The 14381-nt window shown below is 54.6% G+C and carries 16 protein-coding genes; 11 read left to right on the forward strand and 5 right to left on the reverse strand.

Features of this window, described 5'->3' with window-relative positions; all coding sequences use genetic code 11:
- Positions 1-26: 26 nt before the first annotated feature.
- From rbfA to mtr, 8 genes are all read left to right on the forward strand, one after another.
- Positions 27-428, forward strand: a complete 402-nt coding sequence (gene rbfA / locus ACE38U_RS10090; protein ID WP_038478520.1) for a 30S ribosome-binding factor RbfA — start codon at positions 27-29, stop codon at positions 426-428.
- A complete protein-coding gene (gene truB, locus ACE38U_RS10095) occupies positions 428-1372 on the forward strand; it encodes a tRNA pseudouridine(55) synthase TruB (protein ID WP_375529669.1) in 945 nt (314 codons plus the stop codon). Before rbfA ends, truB begins: the two co-directional genes overlap by 1 nt.
- A gap of 154 nt (positions 1373-1526) precedes the next feature.
- Positions 1527-1796, forward strand: coding sequence for a 30S ribosomal protein S15 (gene rpsO / locus ACE38U_RS10100; RefSeq protein WP_002434239.1), 270 nt, complete (start codon positions 1527-1529; stop codon positions 1794-1796).
- Between the two features lie 247 nt (positions 1797-2043).
- Positions 2044-4173 carry a polyribonucleotide nucleotidyltransferase gene (pnp, locus tag ACE38U_RS10105; RefSeq protein ID WP_154188397.1) on the forward strand — a complete coding sequence of 710 codons (2130 nt, stop codon included), beginning with the start codon at positions 2044-2046 and terminating at the stop codon, positions 4171-4173.
- A gap of 117 nt (positions 4174-4290) precedes the next feature.
- Positions 4291-5175: a lipoprotein NlpI gene (gene nlpI, locus ACE38U_RS10110; protein ID WP_038478532.1), complete on the forward strand. Its 885-nt coding sequence runs from the start codon at positions 4291-4293 to the stop codon at positions 5173-5175.
- A gap of 110 nt (positions 5176-5285) precedes the next feature.
- Positions 5286-5363: a protein YrbN gene (gene yrbN / locus ACE38U_RS10115; protein WP_099458804.1), complete on the forward strand. Its 78-nt coding sequence runs from the start codon at positions 5286-5288 to the stop codon at positions 5361-5363.
- The gene (locus ACE38U_RS10120; RefSeq protein WP_375529769.1) at positions 5356-7296 is read left to right on the forward strand and encodes a DEAD/DEAH family ATP-dependent RNA helicase; all 1941 of its coding nucleotides are present in this window, start codon (positions 5356-5358) and stop codon (positions 7294-7296) included. Before yrbN ends, ACE38U_RS10120 begins: the two co-directional genes overlap by 8 nt.
- A gap of 157 nt (positions 7297-7453) precedes the next feature.
- On the forward strand, positions 7454-8698 hold the full coding sequence (mtr, locus tag ACE38U_RS10125; RefSeq protein ID WP_375529670.1) for a tryptophan permease: 1245 nt from the start codon (positions 7454-7456) through the stop codon (positions 8696-8698).
- Between the two features lie 42 nt (positions 8699-8740).
- On the opposite strand, the gene ACE38U_RS10130 is transcribed toward mtr, so the two are convergent.
- The 3 genes from ACE38U_RS10130 to ubiU all read right to left on the reverse strand — a co-directional run bounded on the left by ACE38U_RS10130 (position 8741) and on the right by ubiU (position 11774).
- Positions 8741-9748 carry a luciferase-like monooxygenase gene (locus ACE38U_RS10130; RefSeq protein WP_038478538.1) on the reverse strand — a complete coding sequence of 336 codons (1008 nt, stop codon included), beginning with the start codon at positions 9746-9748 and terminating at the stop codon, positions 8741-8743.
- Positions 9749-9891: 143 nt separating this feature from the next.
- The gene (locus tag ACE38U_RS10135) at positions 9892-10770 is read right to left on the reverse strand and encodes a U32 family peptidase (protein WP_419177760.1); all 879 of its coding nucleotides are present in this window, start codon (positions 10768-10770) and stop codon (positions 9892-9894) included.
- Between the two features lie 8 nt (positions 10771-10778).
- Positions 10779-11774 (reverse strand): ubiquinone anaerobic biosynthesis protein UbiU, encoded by a 996-nt coding sequence (ubiU, locus tag ACE38U_RS10140; protein ID WP_176981512.1) that lies wholly within the window; start codon positions 11772-11774, stop codon positions 10779-10781.
- Positions 11775-12028: 254 nt separating this feature from the next.
- Here ubiU and ubiT point away from each other — a divergent pair, with 254 nt between their 5' ends.
- Together ubiT and ACE38U_RS10150 are read left to right on the forward strand one after the other, a co-directional pair.
- On the forward strand, positions 12029-12553 hold the full coding sequence (gene ubiT / locus ACE38U_RS10145) for a ubiquinone anaerobic biosynthesis accessory factor UbiT (protein ID WP_038478547.1): 525 nt from the start codon (positions 12029-12031) through the stop codon (positions 12551-12553).
- Complete coding sequence (locus tag ACE38U_RS10150; protein WP_038478550.1) at positions 12547-13050, forward strand: GNAT family N-acetyltransferase; 504 nt, start codon at positions 12547-12549, stop codon at positions 13048-13050. The genes ubiT and ACE38U_RS10150 overlap by 7 nt, the downstream gene beginning before the upstream one ends.
- On the opposite strand, the gene ACE38U_RS10155 is transcribed toward ACE38U_RS10150, so the two are convergent.
- Complete coding sequence (locus tag ACE38U_RS10155) at positions 13047-13340, reverse strand: GIY-YIG nuclease family protein (RefSeq protein WP_038478553.1); 294 nt, start codon at positions 13338-13340, stop codon at positions 13047-13049. The two genes, ACE38U_RS10150 and ACE38U_RS10155, sit on opposite strands and share 4 nt — an antisense overlap.
- Before the next feature lie 53 nt (positions 13341-13393).
- On the opposite strand from ACE38U_RS10155, the gene ACE38U_RS10160 reads away from it, so the two are divergent.
- On the forward strand, positions 13394-13822 hold the full coding sequence (locus ACE38U_RS10160; protein WP_375529671.1) for a YhbP family protein: 429 nt from the start codon (positions 13394-13396) through the stop codon (positions 13820-13822).
- Here the strand turns inward: ACE38U_RS10160 and ACE38U_RS10165 are convergent.
- The gene (locus ACE38U_RS10165) at positions 13819-14337 is read right to left on the reverse strand and encodes a type 1 glutamine amidotransferase domain-containing protein (RefSeq protein ID WP_375529672.1); all 519 of its coding nucleotides are present in this window, start codon (positions 14335-14337) and stop codon (positions 13819-13821) included. The genes ACE38U_RS10160 and ACE38U_RS10165 overlap by 4 nt on opposite strands.
- Positions 14338-14381: the final 44 nt, after the last annotated feature.

Raw genomic sequence — 14381 nt, forward strand, 5'->3', positions numbered from 1 at the left:
CCCCCGTTTTGTCTGGAGAAATTATTATGGCGAAAGAATTTGGTCGCTCGCAGCGCGTTTCTCAGGAATTGCAGAAAGAAATTGCCATTATCCTGCAGCGTGAAATTAAAGACCCGCGTCTGGGTATGATGACCACCGTCTCCGGTGTTGAAATCTCCCGTGACCTGGCCTATGCCAAAGTTTTCGTAACGTTCCTGAACGATAAAGACGAAGAAGCCATCAAAGAAGGCATCAAAGTTCTGCAGGACGCGTCTGGCTATATCCGCACTTTGGTTGGTAAGGCAATGCGTTTGCGCATCGTGCCGGAGCTGACCTTCTTCTACGATAACTCGCTGGTTGAAGGGATGCGCATGTCTAACCTGGTTTCCAATGTCATCCGTCATGATGACGAGCGTCGCGTGAATACGGACGACAGCAAGGAGGATTGATGAGTCGTCCTCGTCGTCGTGGTCGTGATATTCATGGTGTACTGTTGCTGGACAAGCCTCAGGGGCTCTCTTCCAACGATGCACTACAAAAAGTAAAGCGCCTTTATAACGCGAACCGCGCGGGCCATACCGGTGCGCTGGATCCGCTGGCGACCGGGATGTTGCCAATCTGCCTCGGTGAAGCAACGAAGTTCTCCCAATATCTGCTGGACTCCGACAAGCGTTATCGCGTGATTGCTAAACTTGGGCAGCGTACCGACACTTCTGATGCCGACGGCATTGTCGTTCAGGAACGCCCGGTTAACTTTAGCGCCGGGCAGCTTGCTGCCGCGCTGGAGACTTTCCGCGGGGACACCGAGCAGGTTCCATCGATGTATTCTGCGCTCAAGCATCAGGGCAAGCCACTGTACGAATATGCGCGCGCGGGTATTGAGGTTGAACGTGAAGCTCGCCCAATCACGGTGTATGAACTGCTGTTTATTCGCCATGAAGGGGATGAACTGGAGCTGGAGGTTCACTGTTCTAAGGGAACGTACATCCGTACGATCGTTGACGATCTCGGTGAAAAACTTGGCTGCGGTGCGCATGTTATTTTCCTGCGTCGCCTGGCGGTAAGTAAATATCCGATTGAGCGCATGGTCACTCTGGAACAGCTTAATGAGCTGGTCGAGCAGGCACACCGGCAGGAGGTCGAGCCTGCAGACCTGTTGGATCCGCTGCTGATGCCAATGGATAGCCCCGCCTCAGATTTCCCGCTGGTGAACTTGCTGCCAGAGGTTGCCGTTTATTTTAAAAATGGCAATCCGGTACGAGCTGCGGGTGTTCAGGCTGAAGGCCTGGTGCGCGTTACCGAAGGCGAAGAGAAGAAATTTATCGGTATGGGGATAATCGATGACGAGGGCCGGGTCGCTCCGCGCCGTCTGGTCGTTGAATATCCCGTCTGACTTTTGCCGCTATCTTGCGGTAAAAGAGCGCTACAGGTAAAATAGCGCGGCTTAACGACTGGCCGATTGTTTAACAACGGGTTCAGTCGTGCACTGGGGTTGCTGAATTAGAGATCGGCACCCTGTTTATTTATCTATAATGTTGGAGTTGAAAATGTCTCTAAGCGTTGAAGCTAAAGCTAAAATCGTTTCCGAGTTTGGTCGTGGTACTAACGACAGCGGTTCTACCGAAGTTCAGGTTGCACTGCTGACTGCACAGATTAACCACCTGCAGGGTCACTTTGCAGAGCACAAAAAAGATCACCACAGCCGTCGTGGTCTGCTGCGTATGGTTTCTCAGCGTCGTAAACTGCTCGACTACCTGAAGCGTAAAGATGTAGCACGTTACACCAGCCTGATCGAGCGTCTGGGTCTGCGTCGCTAGTTCTTGCGAGTTTCAGAAAAAGGGGCCTGTAAGGGCCCCTTTTTTCAACCAGGCGGCAGCAATTCTATGGAAACTAATGTATTGTTGCTGAGTGTGATCTTTATTGCAGAGGTTCGCGCGGCTAATGAGAGGCTTTACCCGTAAGAGCGGGTTAGGGTTGTCATTAGTCGCGAGGATGCGATGAAGGTCGGGTACCAACGGCGGCGCGTGAAGCCACGTGCTGCCCGTCATTTTAAAGGATCTTATTTTGCTGAATCCGATCGTTCGTAAATTCCAGTATGGCCAGCATACGGTCACGCTTGAAACCGGCATGATGGCTCGCCAGGCTACCGCTGCTGTAATGGTAAGCATGGATGACACCGCGGTATTCGTTACCGTTGTGGGCCAGAAAAAAGCCAAACCAGGCCAGGACTTCTTCCCGCTGACCGTTAACTACCAGGAGCGTACCTACGCTGCTGGCCGTATCCCAGGTAGCTTCTTCCGTCGTGAAGGCCGTCCAAGCGAAGGCGAAACTCTGATCGCGCGTCTGATTGACCGTCCGGTTCGTCCACTGTTCCCGGAAGGTTTCGTCAACGAAGTGCAGGTTATTGCTACCGTTGTTTCCGTAAACCCACAGGTACACCCTGATATCGTTGCCATGATTGGCGCATCTGCTGCGTTGAGCCTGTCCGGTATTCCGTTCAACGGCCCAATCGGTTCCGCTCGTGTTGGTTACATCAATGACCAGTATGTGCTGAACCCGACTGCTGAAGAGCTGAAAACCAGCAAGCTGGACCTGGTTGTTGCCGGTACCGAAAGCGCAGTACTGATGGTTGAATCCGAAGCTGAACTGCTGAGCGAAGACCAGATGCTGGGCGCCGTAGTCTTCGGTCACGATCAGCAGCAGATTGTTATCAAGGAAATCAACGCACTGGTTGCTGAAGCTGGCAAACCGCGCTGGGACTGGCAGCCAGAAGCAGTAAACGAAGCGCTGAATGCTCGCGTTGCTGCACTGGCAGAATCCCGCCTGAGCGATGCTTACCGCATCACTGAGAAACAACAACGTTATGCTCAGGTTGACGTCATCAAAGCGGACGTTATTGCAACCCTGACCGCAGAAGACGAATCTCTGGATGCTGGCGAACTGTCTGACATTCTGCACGCTATCGAGAAAAACGTTGTTCGTAGCCGTATTCTGGCCGGCGAACTGCGCATCGATGGCCGTGAAAAAGACATGATTCGTGGTCTGGACGTGCGTACTGGCGTTCTGCCGCGTACTCACGGTTCTGCGCTGTTCACCCGTGGCGAAACTCAGGCGCTGGTTACCGCGACTCTGGGTACCGCACGTGATGCGCAGAATCTGGATGAGCTGATGGGCGAGCGTACTGACAGCTTCCTGTTCCACTACAACTTCCCTCCGTACTCCGTGGGTGAGACCGGGATGGTGGGTTCGCCTAAGCGTCGTGAAATTGGTCACGGTCGTCTGGCGAAACGTGGTGTGCTGGCCGTTATGCCAGAAGCTGATAAATTCCCGTACACCGTTCGTGTGGTTTCTGAAATCACCGAATCTAACGGTTCTTCTTCCATGGCTTCCGTGTGTGGTGCTTCTCTGGCACTGATGGACGCTGGTGTGCCTATCAAAGCCGCCGTAGCGGGTATCGCGATGGGCCTGGTGAAAGAAGGCGACAACTTTGTTGTTCTGTCCGATATTCTGGGTGACGAAGATCACCTGGGCGATATGGACTTTAAAGTTGCCGGTAGCCGCGAAGGTATCTCTGCGCTGCAGATGGATATCAAAATCGAAGGCATCACCCGCGAAATCATGCAGGAGGCTCTGAACCAGGCTAAGGGTGCGCGTCTGCACATTCTGGGCGTGATGGAACAGGCTATTGATGCACCGCGTGGCGACATTTCTGAATTTGCTCCACGTATTCACACCATCAAAATCAACCCAGACAAGATCAAAGACGTGATCGGTAAGGGCGGGGCTGTGATTCGTGCGCTGACCGAAGAAACCGGCACCACAATCGAAATCGAAGATGACGGTACCGTGAAAATCGCAGCGACCGACGGTGATAAAGCGAAACACGCTATCCGCCGTATCGAAGAGATCACCGCTGAAATCGAAGTGGGCCGTATCTATAACGGTAAGGTCACTCGTATCGTTGATTTCGGTGCGTTTGTTGCTATCGGTGGCGGTAAAGAAGGTCTGGTTCACATCTCTCAAATCGCTGACAAGCGCGTAGAGAAAGTGACTGATTACCTGCAGATGGGTCAGGAAGTTCCGGTGAAAGTACTGGAAGTTGACCGTCAGGGCCGCGTCCGTTTAAGCATTAAAGAAGCAACCGAGCAGTCTCCAGCAGAAGATGCAGCACCGGCTGCGCCAGAAGCTGAGTAAGGTTTGCCAATTAAGCTCTCCATGGTGACATGGAGAGCTGTTTGTTACGGGACAGGAAGTCTCGTTTGCAGCCGGGGGACAGGACGTTCATCCATTTGTTGTCTTCGGGAGTAGGAAATGAAGCCTTTTTTGCGCTGGTGTTTCGTTGCGACAGCTATCACGCTGGCCGGATGCAGCAACTCTGCCTGGCGTAAGAACGAAGTATTAGCGGTGCCACTGCAGCCTACGCTACAGCAAGAAGTGATTCTGGCACGCATGGAACAAATACTTGCCAGTCGGGCTTTAACCGATGACGAACGCGCACAGCTTTTATATGAGCGCGGAGTGTTGTATGATAGTCTCGGTCTGAGGGCTCTGGCGCGTAATGATTTTTCACAAGCGCTGGCCATTCGACCCGATATGCCTGAAGTATTCAATTACTTAGGCATTTATTTAACGCAGGCAGGCAATTTTGATGCTGCCTATGAAGCGTTTGATTCTGTACTTGAGCTTGATCCAACTTACAACTACGCGCACTTAAATCGCGGTATCGCCCTCTATTACGGCGGTCGTTATCGTTTAGCGCAAGATGATCTGCTGGCGTTTTATCAAGACGATCCCAACGATCCTTTCCGTAGCCTGTGGCTCTATGTTGCTGAACGCAATATGGACGAAAAACAGGCCAAAGTGGCGCTACAACAGCGTCTCGAGAAATCGGATAAAGAACAATGGGGATGGAACATTGTCGAGTTCTACCTGGGCAACATTAGCGAAAAAGAGCTAATGGAACGCCTCAAGGCGGACGCAACGGATAACACCTCGCTCGCTGAGCATCTCAGTGAAACCAACTTCTATTTAGGTAAGTACTACCTAAGTCTGGGGGATAAGGACAGCGCCAAGGCACTGTTCAAGTTAGCGGTTGCTAACAACGTACACAACTACGTTGAGCATCGTTATGCATTGTTGGAATTAGCGCTCTTGGGCCAGGAGCATGACGACCTGGCAGAATCGGACCAGCAATAGCTGACGAACAACGATCGTCCCATACACTTTTTAACTAAAGTCATCACCTTCACGGGTGAGGGCGTTTTTGTTCGTTAATCAATCAAATTTGAGCCGGTTCACACTTTTCAATGAAAATTGCAGATCAATTTCACGATGAGTTACGTAGACTGGCCGCCATCAATGAGGCACATGTACTACATGACTGATATCATCGAAACCACTTTTTCTGATCTGGGGCTGCACGCCTCCATCATTCAGGCTCTTAACGACCTGGGCTACGAAAAGCCATCACCAATCCAGGCAGAGTGTATCCCACATCTGCTGAATGGCCGTGACGTTCTGGGTATGGCCCAGACCGGTAGCGGTAAAACTGCAGCGTTCTCCCTGCCGCTGCTGAACAACCTCGATCCTGAGCTGAAAGCACCACAAATCCTGGTGCTGGCCCCGACCCGCGAACTGGCGGTTCAGGTTGCTGAAGCCATGACGGATTTCTCTAAACATATGCACGGCGTGAACGTTGTTGCCCTTTACGGCGGCCAGCGTTATGACGTGCAGCTGCGCGCTCTGCGTCAGGGACCACAGATTGTTGTCGGTACCCCAGGGCGTCTGCTTGACCACCTGAAACGCGGCACGCTGAACCTGTCCGGCCTGAAAGGTCTGGTTCTGGACGAAGCTGATGAAATGCTGCGTATGGGCTTCATCGAAGACGTTGAAACCATCATGGCGCAGATCCCGGCTGAACATCAGACCGCGCTGTTCTCCGCTACCATGCCGGAAGCGATTCGTCGCATTACCCGTCGCTTCATGAAAGATCCTCAGGAAGTGCGCATTCAGTCCAGCGTAACCACTCGTCCTGACATCAGCCAGAGCTTCTGGTCTGTTTACGGCATGCGTAAAAACGAAGCGCTGGTTCGTTTCCTGGAAGCAGAAGACTTTGATGCAGCTATCATCTTCGTGCGTACCAAAAACGCGACCCTGGAAGTAGCTGAAGCGCTGGAGCGCAGCGGTTACAACAGCGCCGCGCTGAACGGTGACATGAACCAGGCGCTGCGTGAGCAGACCCTGGAGCGTCTGAAAGATGGTCGTCTGGACATCCTGATCGCGACCGACGTTGCGGCCCGTGGTCTGGACGTGGAGCGTATCAGCCTGGTTGTTAACTACGACATCCCGATGGACTCCGAGTCTTACGTTCACCGTATCGGTCGTACCGGCCGTGCTGGCCGTGCTGGCCGTGCGCTGCTGTTCGTTGAGAACCGTGAGCGCCGCCTGCTGCGCAACATCGAGCGCACCATGAAGCTGACTATCCCTGAAGTAGAGCTGCCAAACGTAGATCTGCTGGGCGAGCGTCGTCTGGCTAAATTCGCCGCTAAAGTTCAGCAGCAGCTGGAAAGCAGCGATCTGGATCAGTACCGTGCGCTGTTGGCAAAAATTCAGCCTTCCGCTGAAGAAGCGCTGGATATCGAAACGCTGGCTGCAGCCCTGCTGAAAATGGCTCAGGGTGAGCGTCCTCTGATTCTGCCACCAGATGCACCAATGCGTCCACGTCGTGAATTCAAAGAGCGTGACGATCGTTTCGAACGTCGCGGCGACCGTAATGACCGTGGCCCGCGTGGTGACCGTCCAGAGCGTGGTGGTGAAGATCGTCCACGTCGTGAGCGTCGCGAAGCTGGCGATATGGAACTGTATCGCATCGAAGTGGGCCGTGATGATGGTGTTGAAGTTCGTCATATCGTTGGCGCTATCGCTAACGAAGGCGACATCAGCAGCCGTTACATCGGTAACATCAAGCTGTTCGGGACCCACTCCACCATCGAGCTGCCGAAAGGCATGCCGGGTGAAGTTCTGCAGCACTTTACCCGTACTCGTATTCTGAACAAGCCGATGAATATGCAGCTGCTGGGTGATGCTCAGCCTCGTCCAGAGCGCAGCGGTGAACGCCGTGGCGGTCGCGACGGCGGCGGTCGTAGCTTCGGTGGCGAGCGTCGTGAAGGCGGTCGTGGTCCACGTCGCGAAGGCGCTGGTGCAGGAGCCGGTGCCGGGGCTGGTCGTAGCTTCAGCGGTGAACGCCGTGAAGGTGGCCGTGGCCCGCGTCGTGAAGACGGTGCCGCAACCGCACGTCGTCGCTTTGGTGATGCATAATTGACCTATAATCTGCCGTTTTATTTTTAAACGGCAGTCGGAAAAGCCCCGGTTATCGCAATCGGGGCTTTTTTTTATCCCTTTCGTACTCATGTACTGGTACAATGATTCGCATCAGACAATTTCGTCGCGTTATGCCTCTCTTCAGGGATTCGATATGACAACTTTAACCTCCCCCGGCACAAAGCCTTCGTTAATAGGCGGCGTAATGATTATCGGTGGGACGATCATTGGCGCAGGGATGTTTTCTTTACCCGTGGTGATGTCGGGTGCCTGGTTCTTCTGGTCACTGGCCGCGCTGGTGTTCACCTGGTTTTGTATGCTGCATTCCGGGTTAATGATCCTGGAGGCGAACCTTAACTACCGCATTGGCTCCAGCTTCGACACTATTACCAAAGACCTGCTGGGCAGAGGCTGGAACGCGATAAACGGCCTGTCGATTGCCTTTGTTCTTTATATCCTGACCTATGCCTACATCTCGGCCAGCGGCTCTATCCTGCATCATACATTTTCGGCGCTGTCGCTCGACGTGCCGGCTCGCCTGGCGGGGCTGGTCTTTGCGCTGGTCGTCGCGTTTATTGTCTGGCTGAGCACCAAAGCGGTGAGCCGTATGACGGCGATTGTCCTGGGCGCGAAGGTCATCACTTTCTTCCTGACCTTTGGCAGCTTGCTTGGGCACGTAACGCCGACAACGCTGTTTAACGTGGCGGAGAGCAATGCTTCCTATACGCCATATCTGCTGATGACGCTGCCGTTCTGCCTGGCCTCTTTTGGTTATCACGGCAACGTGCCGAGCCTGATGAAGTATTACGGCAAAGATCCACGCACCATCATTCGCTGCCTGGTGTACGGCACGCTGATGGCGCTGGTGCTGTACGCTATCTGGCTGCTGGGGACGATGGGGAATATTCCTCGTCCGGAGTTCGTCGGCATCGCGGAGAAAGGCGGTAATATTGACGTGCTGGTTCAGGCGCTGAGCGGCGTGCTCAACAGCCGGAGCCTCGACTTGCTGCTGGTGGTGTTCTCAAACTTTGCGGTAGCGAGCTCGTTCCTCGGCGTTACGCTGGGGCTGTTTGATTACCTGGCGGATCTGTTTGGTTTTGACGATTCCGCGTTCGGGCGTTTGAAAACGGCGCTGCTGACTTTTGTTCCGCCGATTGTCGGTGGCCTGCTGTGGCCGAACGGCTTCCTGTATGCCATTGGCTATGCGGGGCTGGCGGCGACTATTTGGGCTGCGATTGTCCCCGCGCTGCTCGCCAGGGCTTCCCGTAAGCGTTTTGGTAGCCCTAAATTCCGGGTATGGGGCGGTAAGCCGATGATTGCCCTGATTCTGGTCTTTGGCGTGGGCAACGCGCTGGTACACATCCTTTCTACCTTCGATGTGCTGCCGGTTTATAAGTAAAAATGAATGGGCCCTTTCAGACTGAAAGGGCCTGATACAACGCTAACCTAAAAGCTCTTCTTTAACCTGCATCGCCAAATCAAACGAATGCAAACGAGCCTGATGATCGAAAATCTGCCCGTTAACCATAATTTCATCCGCTTCGGTTTCACGCAGGATGGACTCAAGGCCGTGACGTACCTTCGCTTTATCCCCCACCAGAGACATGCTCAGCGCCTGCTGGACGCCGTATTGCTCAGAGGCAGACCAAAGCTGATGCATATTTTCCACCGGCGGCGGCAGCTGCCCGGTTTCGCCGCGACGCAGTCGAACAAACGCCTGCTGCATGGAAGTAAACAGAAACTCCGCGTCCCGGGTACTGTCTGCTGCCACGATATTGATGCACACCATCGCGTAAGGTTTTGCCAGCCGCCCGGACGGCTTGAAGTTCTCGCGGTACAGCTGCAGCGCGCGGAACAGCATGTCAGGCGCAAAGTGCGAGGCAAAGGCAAACGGCAAACCAAGCTGTGCCGCCAGCTGGGCGCTATACAGGCTGGAGCCTAGCAGCCAAACCGGAACCTTTTCCCCATAGCCAGGCACGGGGCGAACGTGTGGATTTGGGTCGCGGGCATCGAACCAGTCAACCAGCTCCGCGACATCCCGTGGGAAGTTATCAACGTCGCCGCTCATATGGCGTCGCAGCGCCCTCATGGTGGGCTGATCGCTGCCCGGCGCTCGTCCAAGGCCAAGGTCAATACGCCCCGGGTAGAGCGTATTCAGGGTGCCGAACTGCTCGGCAATGACCAGCGGTGAATGGTTAGGCAGCATCACGCCGCCGGAGCCTAAATGCAGCGTGGTGGTATTCGCGGCCAGGTAGCCAATCAGCACCGATGTTGCCGCGCTGGCAATGCCGACCATATTGTGGTGTTCTGCCAGCCAGTAACGGTGATAGCCGCGCTTTTCGGCCAGCCGGGCAAGATCCAGAGAGTGGGAAAAAGCCTCCTGCGCCGAGGAGCCTTGAGGGATCGGCGCCAGATCGAGCACCGAGAAAGCAATATTTTTGTCAGTCATAACCGCTCACTTTTGTTACAGCGTAGTCATCAGATTGAAGGTCTTCTTCCAGCCTGGCGCAGGAATACCGCGCCGGCCAGAAAAGCTGCACCTTTAATAGTGCATTAAACAATGACCAGACTTGTTAACAAAGTGAGCTATTATCAGGCCCGTAACTCCAGCCCTGCAACGCGCCGCCAGTAGCCATTACAGTCGCTGCGGTTAGCCAGCGGAAGCGGAGCACTGCCGTTTTCATTGGCGCGGAACGCGTTAAGAATATCCAGCGTCCCTAAGCCCATCGGCGACAGGCGAACGATATCCACCAGCCCTTTCATCGACGTCAGCTCATTGCCGAGGTTGTAAACATAGCCGCTCATGGTCTGAATGCCGTTCAGCACGAAGACCTGCTGCTGCTCCTGAGAACGCATATCCCGGCCGTTCGGGTACTTAATACAGCATGTTTCGCACTCATCCTTGGCGCGGTCTTCAGAGCGTGCGGTGAAGCAGCGAGCGGAATAAGCCAACGGCAGATGGCCATAGCTCAGCACTTCCACTTCGAATTTATCGCGGATACCGAGTTCATCGCACTGGTTAAGCATATTGGCGAGCCAGTCGCGGGAGAGTTCTACTGGCATGCACCAGCGCATCATGCCCTGCTTATGCAGCAGGCGTAGCGTAACGGCGTTATAGCAATTGAGGGCGTGTCCGGCGACGAACGGCAGCTTGCGTTCTGCGGCCATATTTACGCTGCCGATATCATTGGCCTCAATCAGAAAATCGCCGTTTTCTACGTAGCGCTTAAGTTCGCCCAATTCCGACGGAGCCTGCACCAGCGCCAGCGTGGAAAGCACTACCTGCTTGCCCTCGTTGGCGAGCATTTTAGCCATATCCAGCCAGTCGCCGACTTTGGTTGCCCGGCGCTTGCTGCATACCGCTTCGCCCAGATAAATAACGTCGGCACGGCTTTTGGCCGCCGCCTGATAAAACTTTTCCAGCGTCTCTTTTGGCCAATAGTAAAGCACCGGCCCTAATGAATATTTCATGCTTTTTCCTACTGCCATTTGCGGTGATAGGCACCGAGCGTCGTTTGGGTGCCTTCGGCCATCGATCCCAGCGTCTCCATCCAGGCGGGCTGTGCCTGGTAGTTTTTAGGATCCGCCATGCAGCGATCGATAGCCTGACGCCAGACCTTTGCCACCTGGGTAACGTAAGCCGGACTGCGCTGGCGGCCTTCGATTTTCACCGAGGCTATGTTCGCGGCCAGCAGTTCCGGGAGCAGCTCTAGCGTGTTAAGGCTGGTGGGTTCTTCCAGCGCATGGTAGGGGCGGTCGTCAACCAGGTAACGCCCTTTGCAGAGCGTTGGATACCCGGCATTTTCGCCGTCCTTATAGCGGTCGATCAGTACGTCGTTGAGGCGAGATTCCAGCCCCTGCGGCGTTTGTTGCCAGCGCACAAAGCGAGCAGGCGAACAGGCGCCCACGGTATTCGGCGACTCGCCGGTGAGGTAAGACGAAAGATAGCAACGGCCTTCGGCCATAATGCACAGGCTGCCGAAGGCAAATACTTCCAGCGGCACCGGCGTGACGCGAGCGAGCTGTTTAACCTGATGAATAGAAAGCACGCGCGGGAGTACCACGCGGGCAACGTCAAAATTGCGATGATAAAAACGGATCGCTTCTTCATTCGTGGCCGAAGCCTGGACCGACACGTGGCGCTCAATGTGTGGGTAGCGCTCAGCCGCATATTCCAGCATGGCTAAATCCGCCAGGATCAGCGCATCGGCCCCAAGCTGCGCGGCCATATCAACCGCTCGCTGCCAGCGTACATAACCGTCCGGATGAGCGAATGTATTGATGGCAATATGCAACTTACGGCGACGTTGATGCACGTAGCTGACGGCTTCCTGCAACCTTTTCTCGGTGAAGTTAAGGCCTGCAAAATGACGCGCGTTGGTATCATCTTTCAGGCCGATGTACACCGCATCTGCACCGTTATCGATGGCCGCTTTCAACGCCGGAAGGTTTCCGGCCGGGCAAAGCAACTCCATAATTTATCCTGAATCATAGGGGGCACGAATAAATGCCCGCGCTGCACAGGGACGGGCAGCAAATTGTTAACGAACCGGGATTTTAGTTAACCTGTCGGCGACAATTTTTGATTTGAGGCAGAGAAAGGCGTATTGCTTAGTGGGCCCGGCGCTAATTCGGCCCCGCAGCAACCTGCGGAATTGTTGATTTGGCGCGTCACCGGGAATTGTCGTTATGGCAAAATAACGGCAAATTTTTTAAAGGAGCTAAACCCGTGTTCGATAAACTGCGTTCTCGCCTGGTTCAGGCTGGTCCTTCTTTGCTGCGGGTTCCGGTCAGATTAACCCCTTTTGCCGTTAAGCGTCAGGTTCTGGAGCAGGTGCTTGGCTGGCAGTTCCGTCAGGCGCTGCAGGACGGAGAGCTGGACTTTCTGGCAGGCCGCTGGCTAAGTATTGAAGTCCGTGACCTTGGGCTGAAGTGGTTTACTTCCGTTGAGGACAATAAGCTGCTGGTGTGCGACGATGCGCCAGCAGACGTGAGCTTTAGCGCTGAGGCCAACGACCTGTTGCTGATAGCCGCTCGCAAGCAGGACCCGGATACCTTATTTTTCCAGCGTCGCCTGGTGATTGAAGGCGACACGGAACTCGGGTTATATGTGAAGAATCTAATGGATGCCATTGAGCTGGATGCGATGCCGAAACCGCTACGCATCCTGCTGTTACAGCTGGCTGATTTTGTTGAGGCAGGTTTGAGACATAACCCCGCCTCTGAAGGTAATTCGATAGGTGAGCCATGTTAATTCGTGTAGAGATCCCCATTGATGCCCCTGGCATCGACGCGCTGTTACGCCGTTCCTTTGAAGGCGAGGGCGAAGCTGAGCTGGTCAAGGCGCTGCGGGAAGATGGGTTGTTAACGCTGGGTCTCGTCGCAACCGATGATGAAGGGCAGGTGATTGGCTACGTCGCCTTCAGCCCGGTCGCCGTTGAGGGCGAAGAGCTGCAGTGGGTTGGGCTTGCTCCGCTGGCGGTAGACGAGTCCGTTCGCGGTCAGGGCATTGCCAAACAGCTGGTATATGAAGGGCTGGACTCCCTGAACGAGTTTGGCTACGCCGCGGTGGTCACGCTGGGTTCGCCGGAGATGTACGGTCATCTTGGCTTCCAGCCTGCGGCCCGTTACGACCTCCGTTGCAGCTGGCCGGGTACCGAAGCGGCATTCCAGGTACATCCTCTGGCTGATGATGCCTTAAACGGCGTTAGCGGTCTGGTCGAGTATTCGGACCACTTCAACAACGTTTAACGGGTTTTCCCTTGAAGGCTTGCGAGCAGGTCTTCAAGGGGCATCTTCCCTCCAACCAGCCGCTCTTTCTCGGCCTTGCTCAACTGCTTAATTCTGTACTCAGCTCGCAGCGCCAGCGAGCGGTCGCCCACAGCCTGACTGAATACCAACGCAAGCTCCCCTTTACCACGCAGTGCTTTCGCCCCTTTGCCAGCCTGATGCTGGGCAAAGCGACGCTCTACGTCGGTAGTAATGCCGGTATACAGGCGGTTATCGGTGCAGCGGATTAAATAGAGATACCAGGAAGTCATAGTGCGGGCGCATAATTAGCATTTGCCGCAGAGTATCACTGTTCAGGATGACGATGGAATCACTCAATGCCATCAGCCGCTGGCTGACAAAACAACATGTTCTGAGCTACTGCGTGGGCAGTGGGGAGTCGCTTTGGTGTGCGAATGCTTTTTATATCTTCGATGCGGAGCGGGTGGCGTTCTATTTGCTGAGCGAAACCACTTCACGCCACGGAGAGCTGATTGGAGAGCTGGCGCCGGTTGCCGGCACGATAAACGGCCAGCCTAAAACCGTGGCGCTGATCCGCGGCGTGCAGTTTCGAGGGGAAATCTGCCTGCTTGCGCCAGAAGAAGCGGCTGACTATCGTCGCCGCTACTTAAAGCGTTTTCCGATTGCGCGCGTGATGTCGGCTCCGATGTGGGAAATTCGGCTCGATGAGCTGAAAATGACCGACAACACGCTTGGTTTCGGGAAAAAGTTACACTGGTTGCGTGAGGACTAGCGGCCCAGCAGAATCAATGCTTCACGATTAAACGCCGGCAGATCCTCAGGCGTTCTACTGGTGACCAGCTGATGTCCATCAACGACGACTTCACGATCGTAAAAATCCGCACCGGCGTTTTTCACATCAACGACGATAGGTTTTACCGCAGTGAGCTTCCTGCCGCGTATCACGTCTGCGCTGATCAGCAGTTGTGGGCCATGACAAATGGCAAACACGGGTTTTCCGGTGTTAACAAAATCGCGGGTGAAGCTGACAAACCGATGGTCGCCGCGCAGGGCGTCAGGGGAATGGCCGCCAGGGAGCAACAGGGCATCAAAGTCGGCAGGGCGGACGTCGTCGATACCCTTGTCTATCTTCACTTTGGCTTCGCCTTGTTTGCCGGTAACCGTTTTTCCCGCCTGCTTCTCGATAGTGATTACCTGGTGTCCGGCCTGCCGAAACTCCTCAGCCGGTGAGGTGAATTCAGAGTCCTCAAACTCGTCGGTAATCAGAACTGCAATTTTCTTGCTCATCTTTCCTCCGTTATGTTTGTGGCACTATTAAGCCTGGACTACCA

The sequence above is a fragment of the Cedecea selenatireducens genome (assembly GCF_042138895.1).
GTDB classification, from domain to species: Bacteria; Pseudomonadota; Gammaproteobacteria; order Enterobacterales; family Enterobacteriaceae; genus Cedecea; species Cedecea selenatireducens.

What these genes read in the sequence shown, in the direction of transcription:
- rbfA (WP_038478520.1), top strand. Translation starts at nt 27, where the DNA reads ATGGCGAAAGAATTTGGTCGCTCGCAGCGCGTTTCTCAGGAATTGCAG.
- truB (WP_375529669.1), top strand. Translation starts at nt 428, where the DNA reads ATGAGTCGTCCTCGTCGTCGTGGTCGTGATATTCATGGTGTACTGTTG.
- rpsO (WP_002434239.1), top strand. Translation starts at nt 1,527, where the DNA reads ATGTCTCTAAGCGTTGAAGCTAAAGCTAAAATCGTTTCCGAGTTTGGT.
- nlpI (WP_038478532.1), top strand. Translation starts at nt 4,291, where the DNA reads ATGAAGCCTTTTTTGCGCTGGTGTTTCGTTGCGACAGCTATCACGCTG.
- yrbN (WP_099458804.1), top strand. Translation starts at nt 5,286, where the DNA reads ATGAAAATTGCAGATCAATTTCACGATGAGTTACGTAGACTGGCCGCC.
- ACE38U_RS10120 (WP_375529769.1), top strand. Translation starts at nt 5,356, where the DNA reads ATGACTGATATCATCGAAACCACTTTTTCTGATCTGGGGCTGCACGCC.
- mtr (WP_375529670.1), top strand. Translation starts at nt 7,454, where the DNA reads ATGACAACTTTAACCTCCCCCGGCACAAAGCCTTCGTTAATAGGCGGC.
- ACE38U_RS10130 (WP_038478538.1), bottom strand. Translation starts at nt 9,748, where the DNA reads ATGACTGACAAAAATATTGCTTTCTCGGTGCTCGATCTGGCGCCGATC.
- ACE38U_RS10135 (WP_419177760.1), bottom strand. Translation starts at nt 10,770, where the DNA reads ATGAAATATTCATTAGGGCCGGTGCTTTACTATTGGCCAAAAGAGACG.
- ubiU (WP_176981512.1), bottom strand. Translation starts at nt 11,774, where the DNA reads ATGGAGTTGCTTTGCCCGGCCGGAAACCTTCCGGCGTTGAAAGCGGCC.
- ACE38U_RS10150 (WP_038478550.1), top strand. Translation starts at nt 12,547, where the DNA reads ATGTTAATTCGTGTAGAGATCCCCATTGATGCCCCTGGCATCGACGCG.
- ACE38U_RS10155 (WP_038478553.1), bottom strand. Translation starts at nt 13,340, where the DNA reads ATGACTTCCTGGTATCTCTATTTAATCCGCTGCACCGATAACCGCCTG.
- ACE38U_RS10160 (WP_375529671.1), top strand. Translation starts at nt 13,394, where the DNA reads ATGGAATCACTCAATGCCATCAGCCGCTGGCTGACAAAACAACATGTT.
- ACE38U_RS10165 (WP_375529672.1), bottom strand. Translation starts at nt 14,337, where the DNA reads ATGAGCAAGAAAATTGCAGTTCTGATTACCGACGAGTTTGAGGACTCT.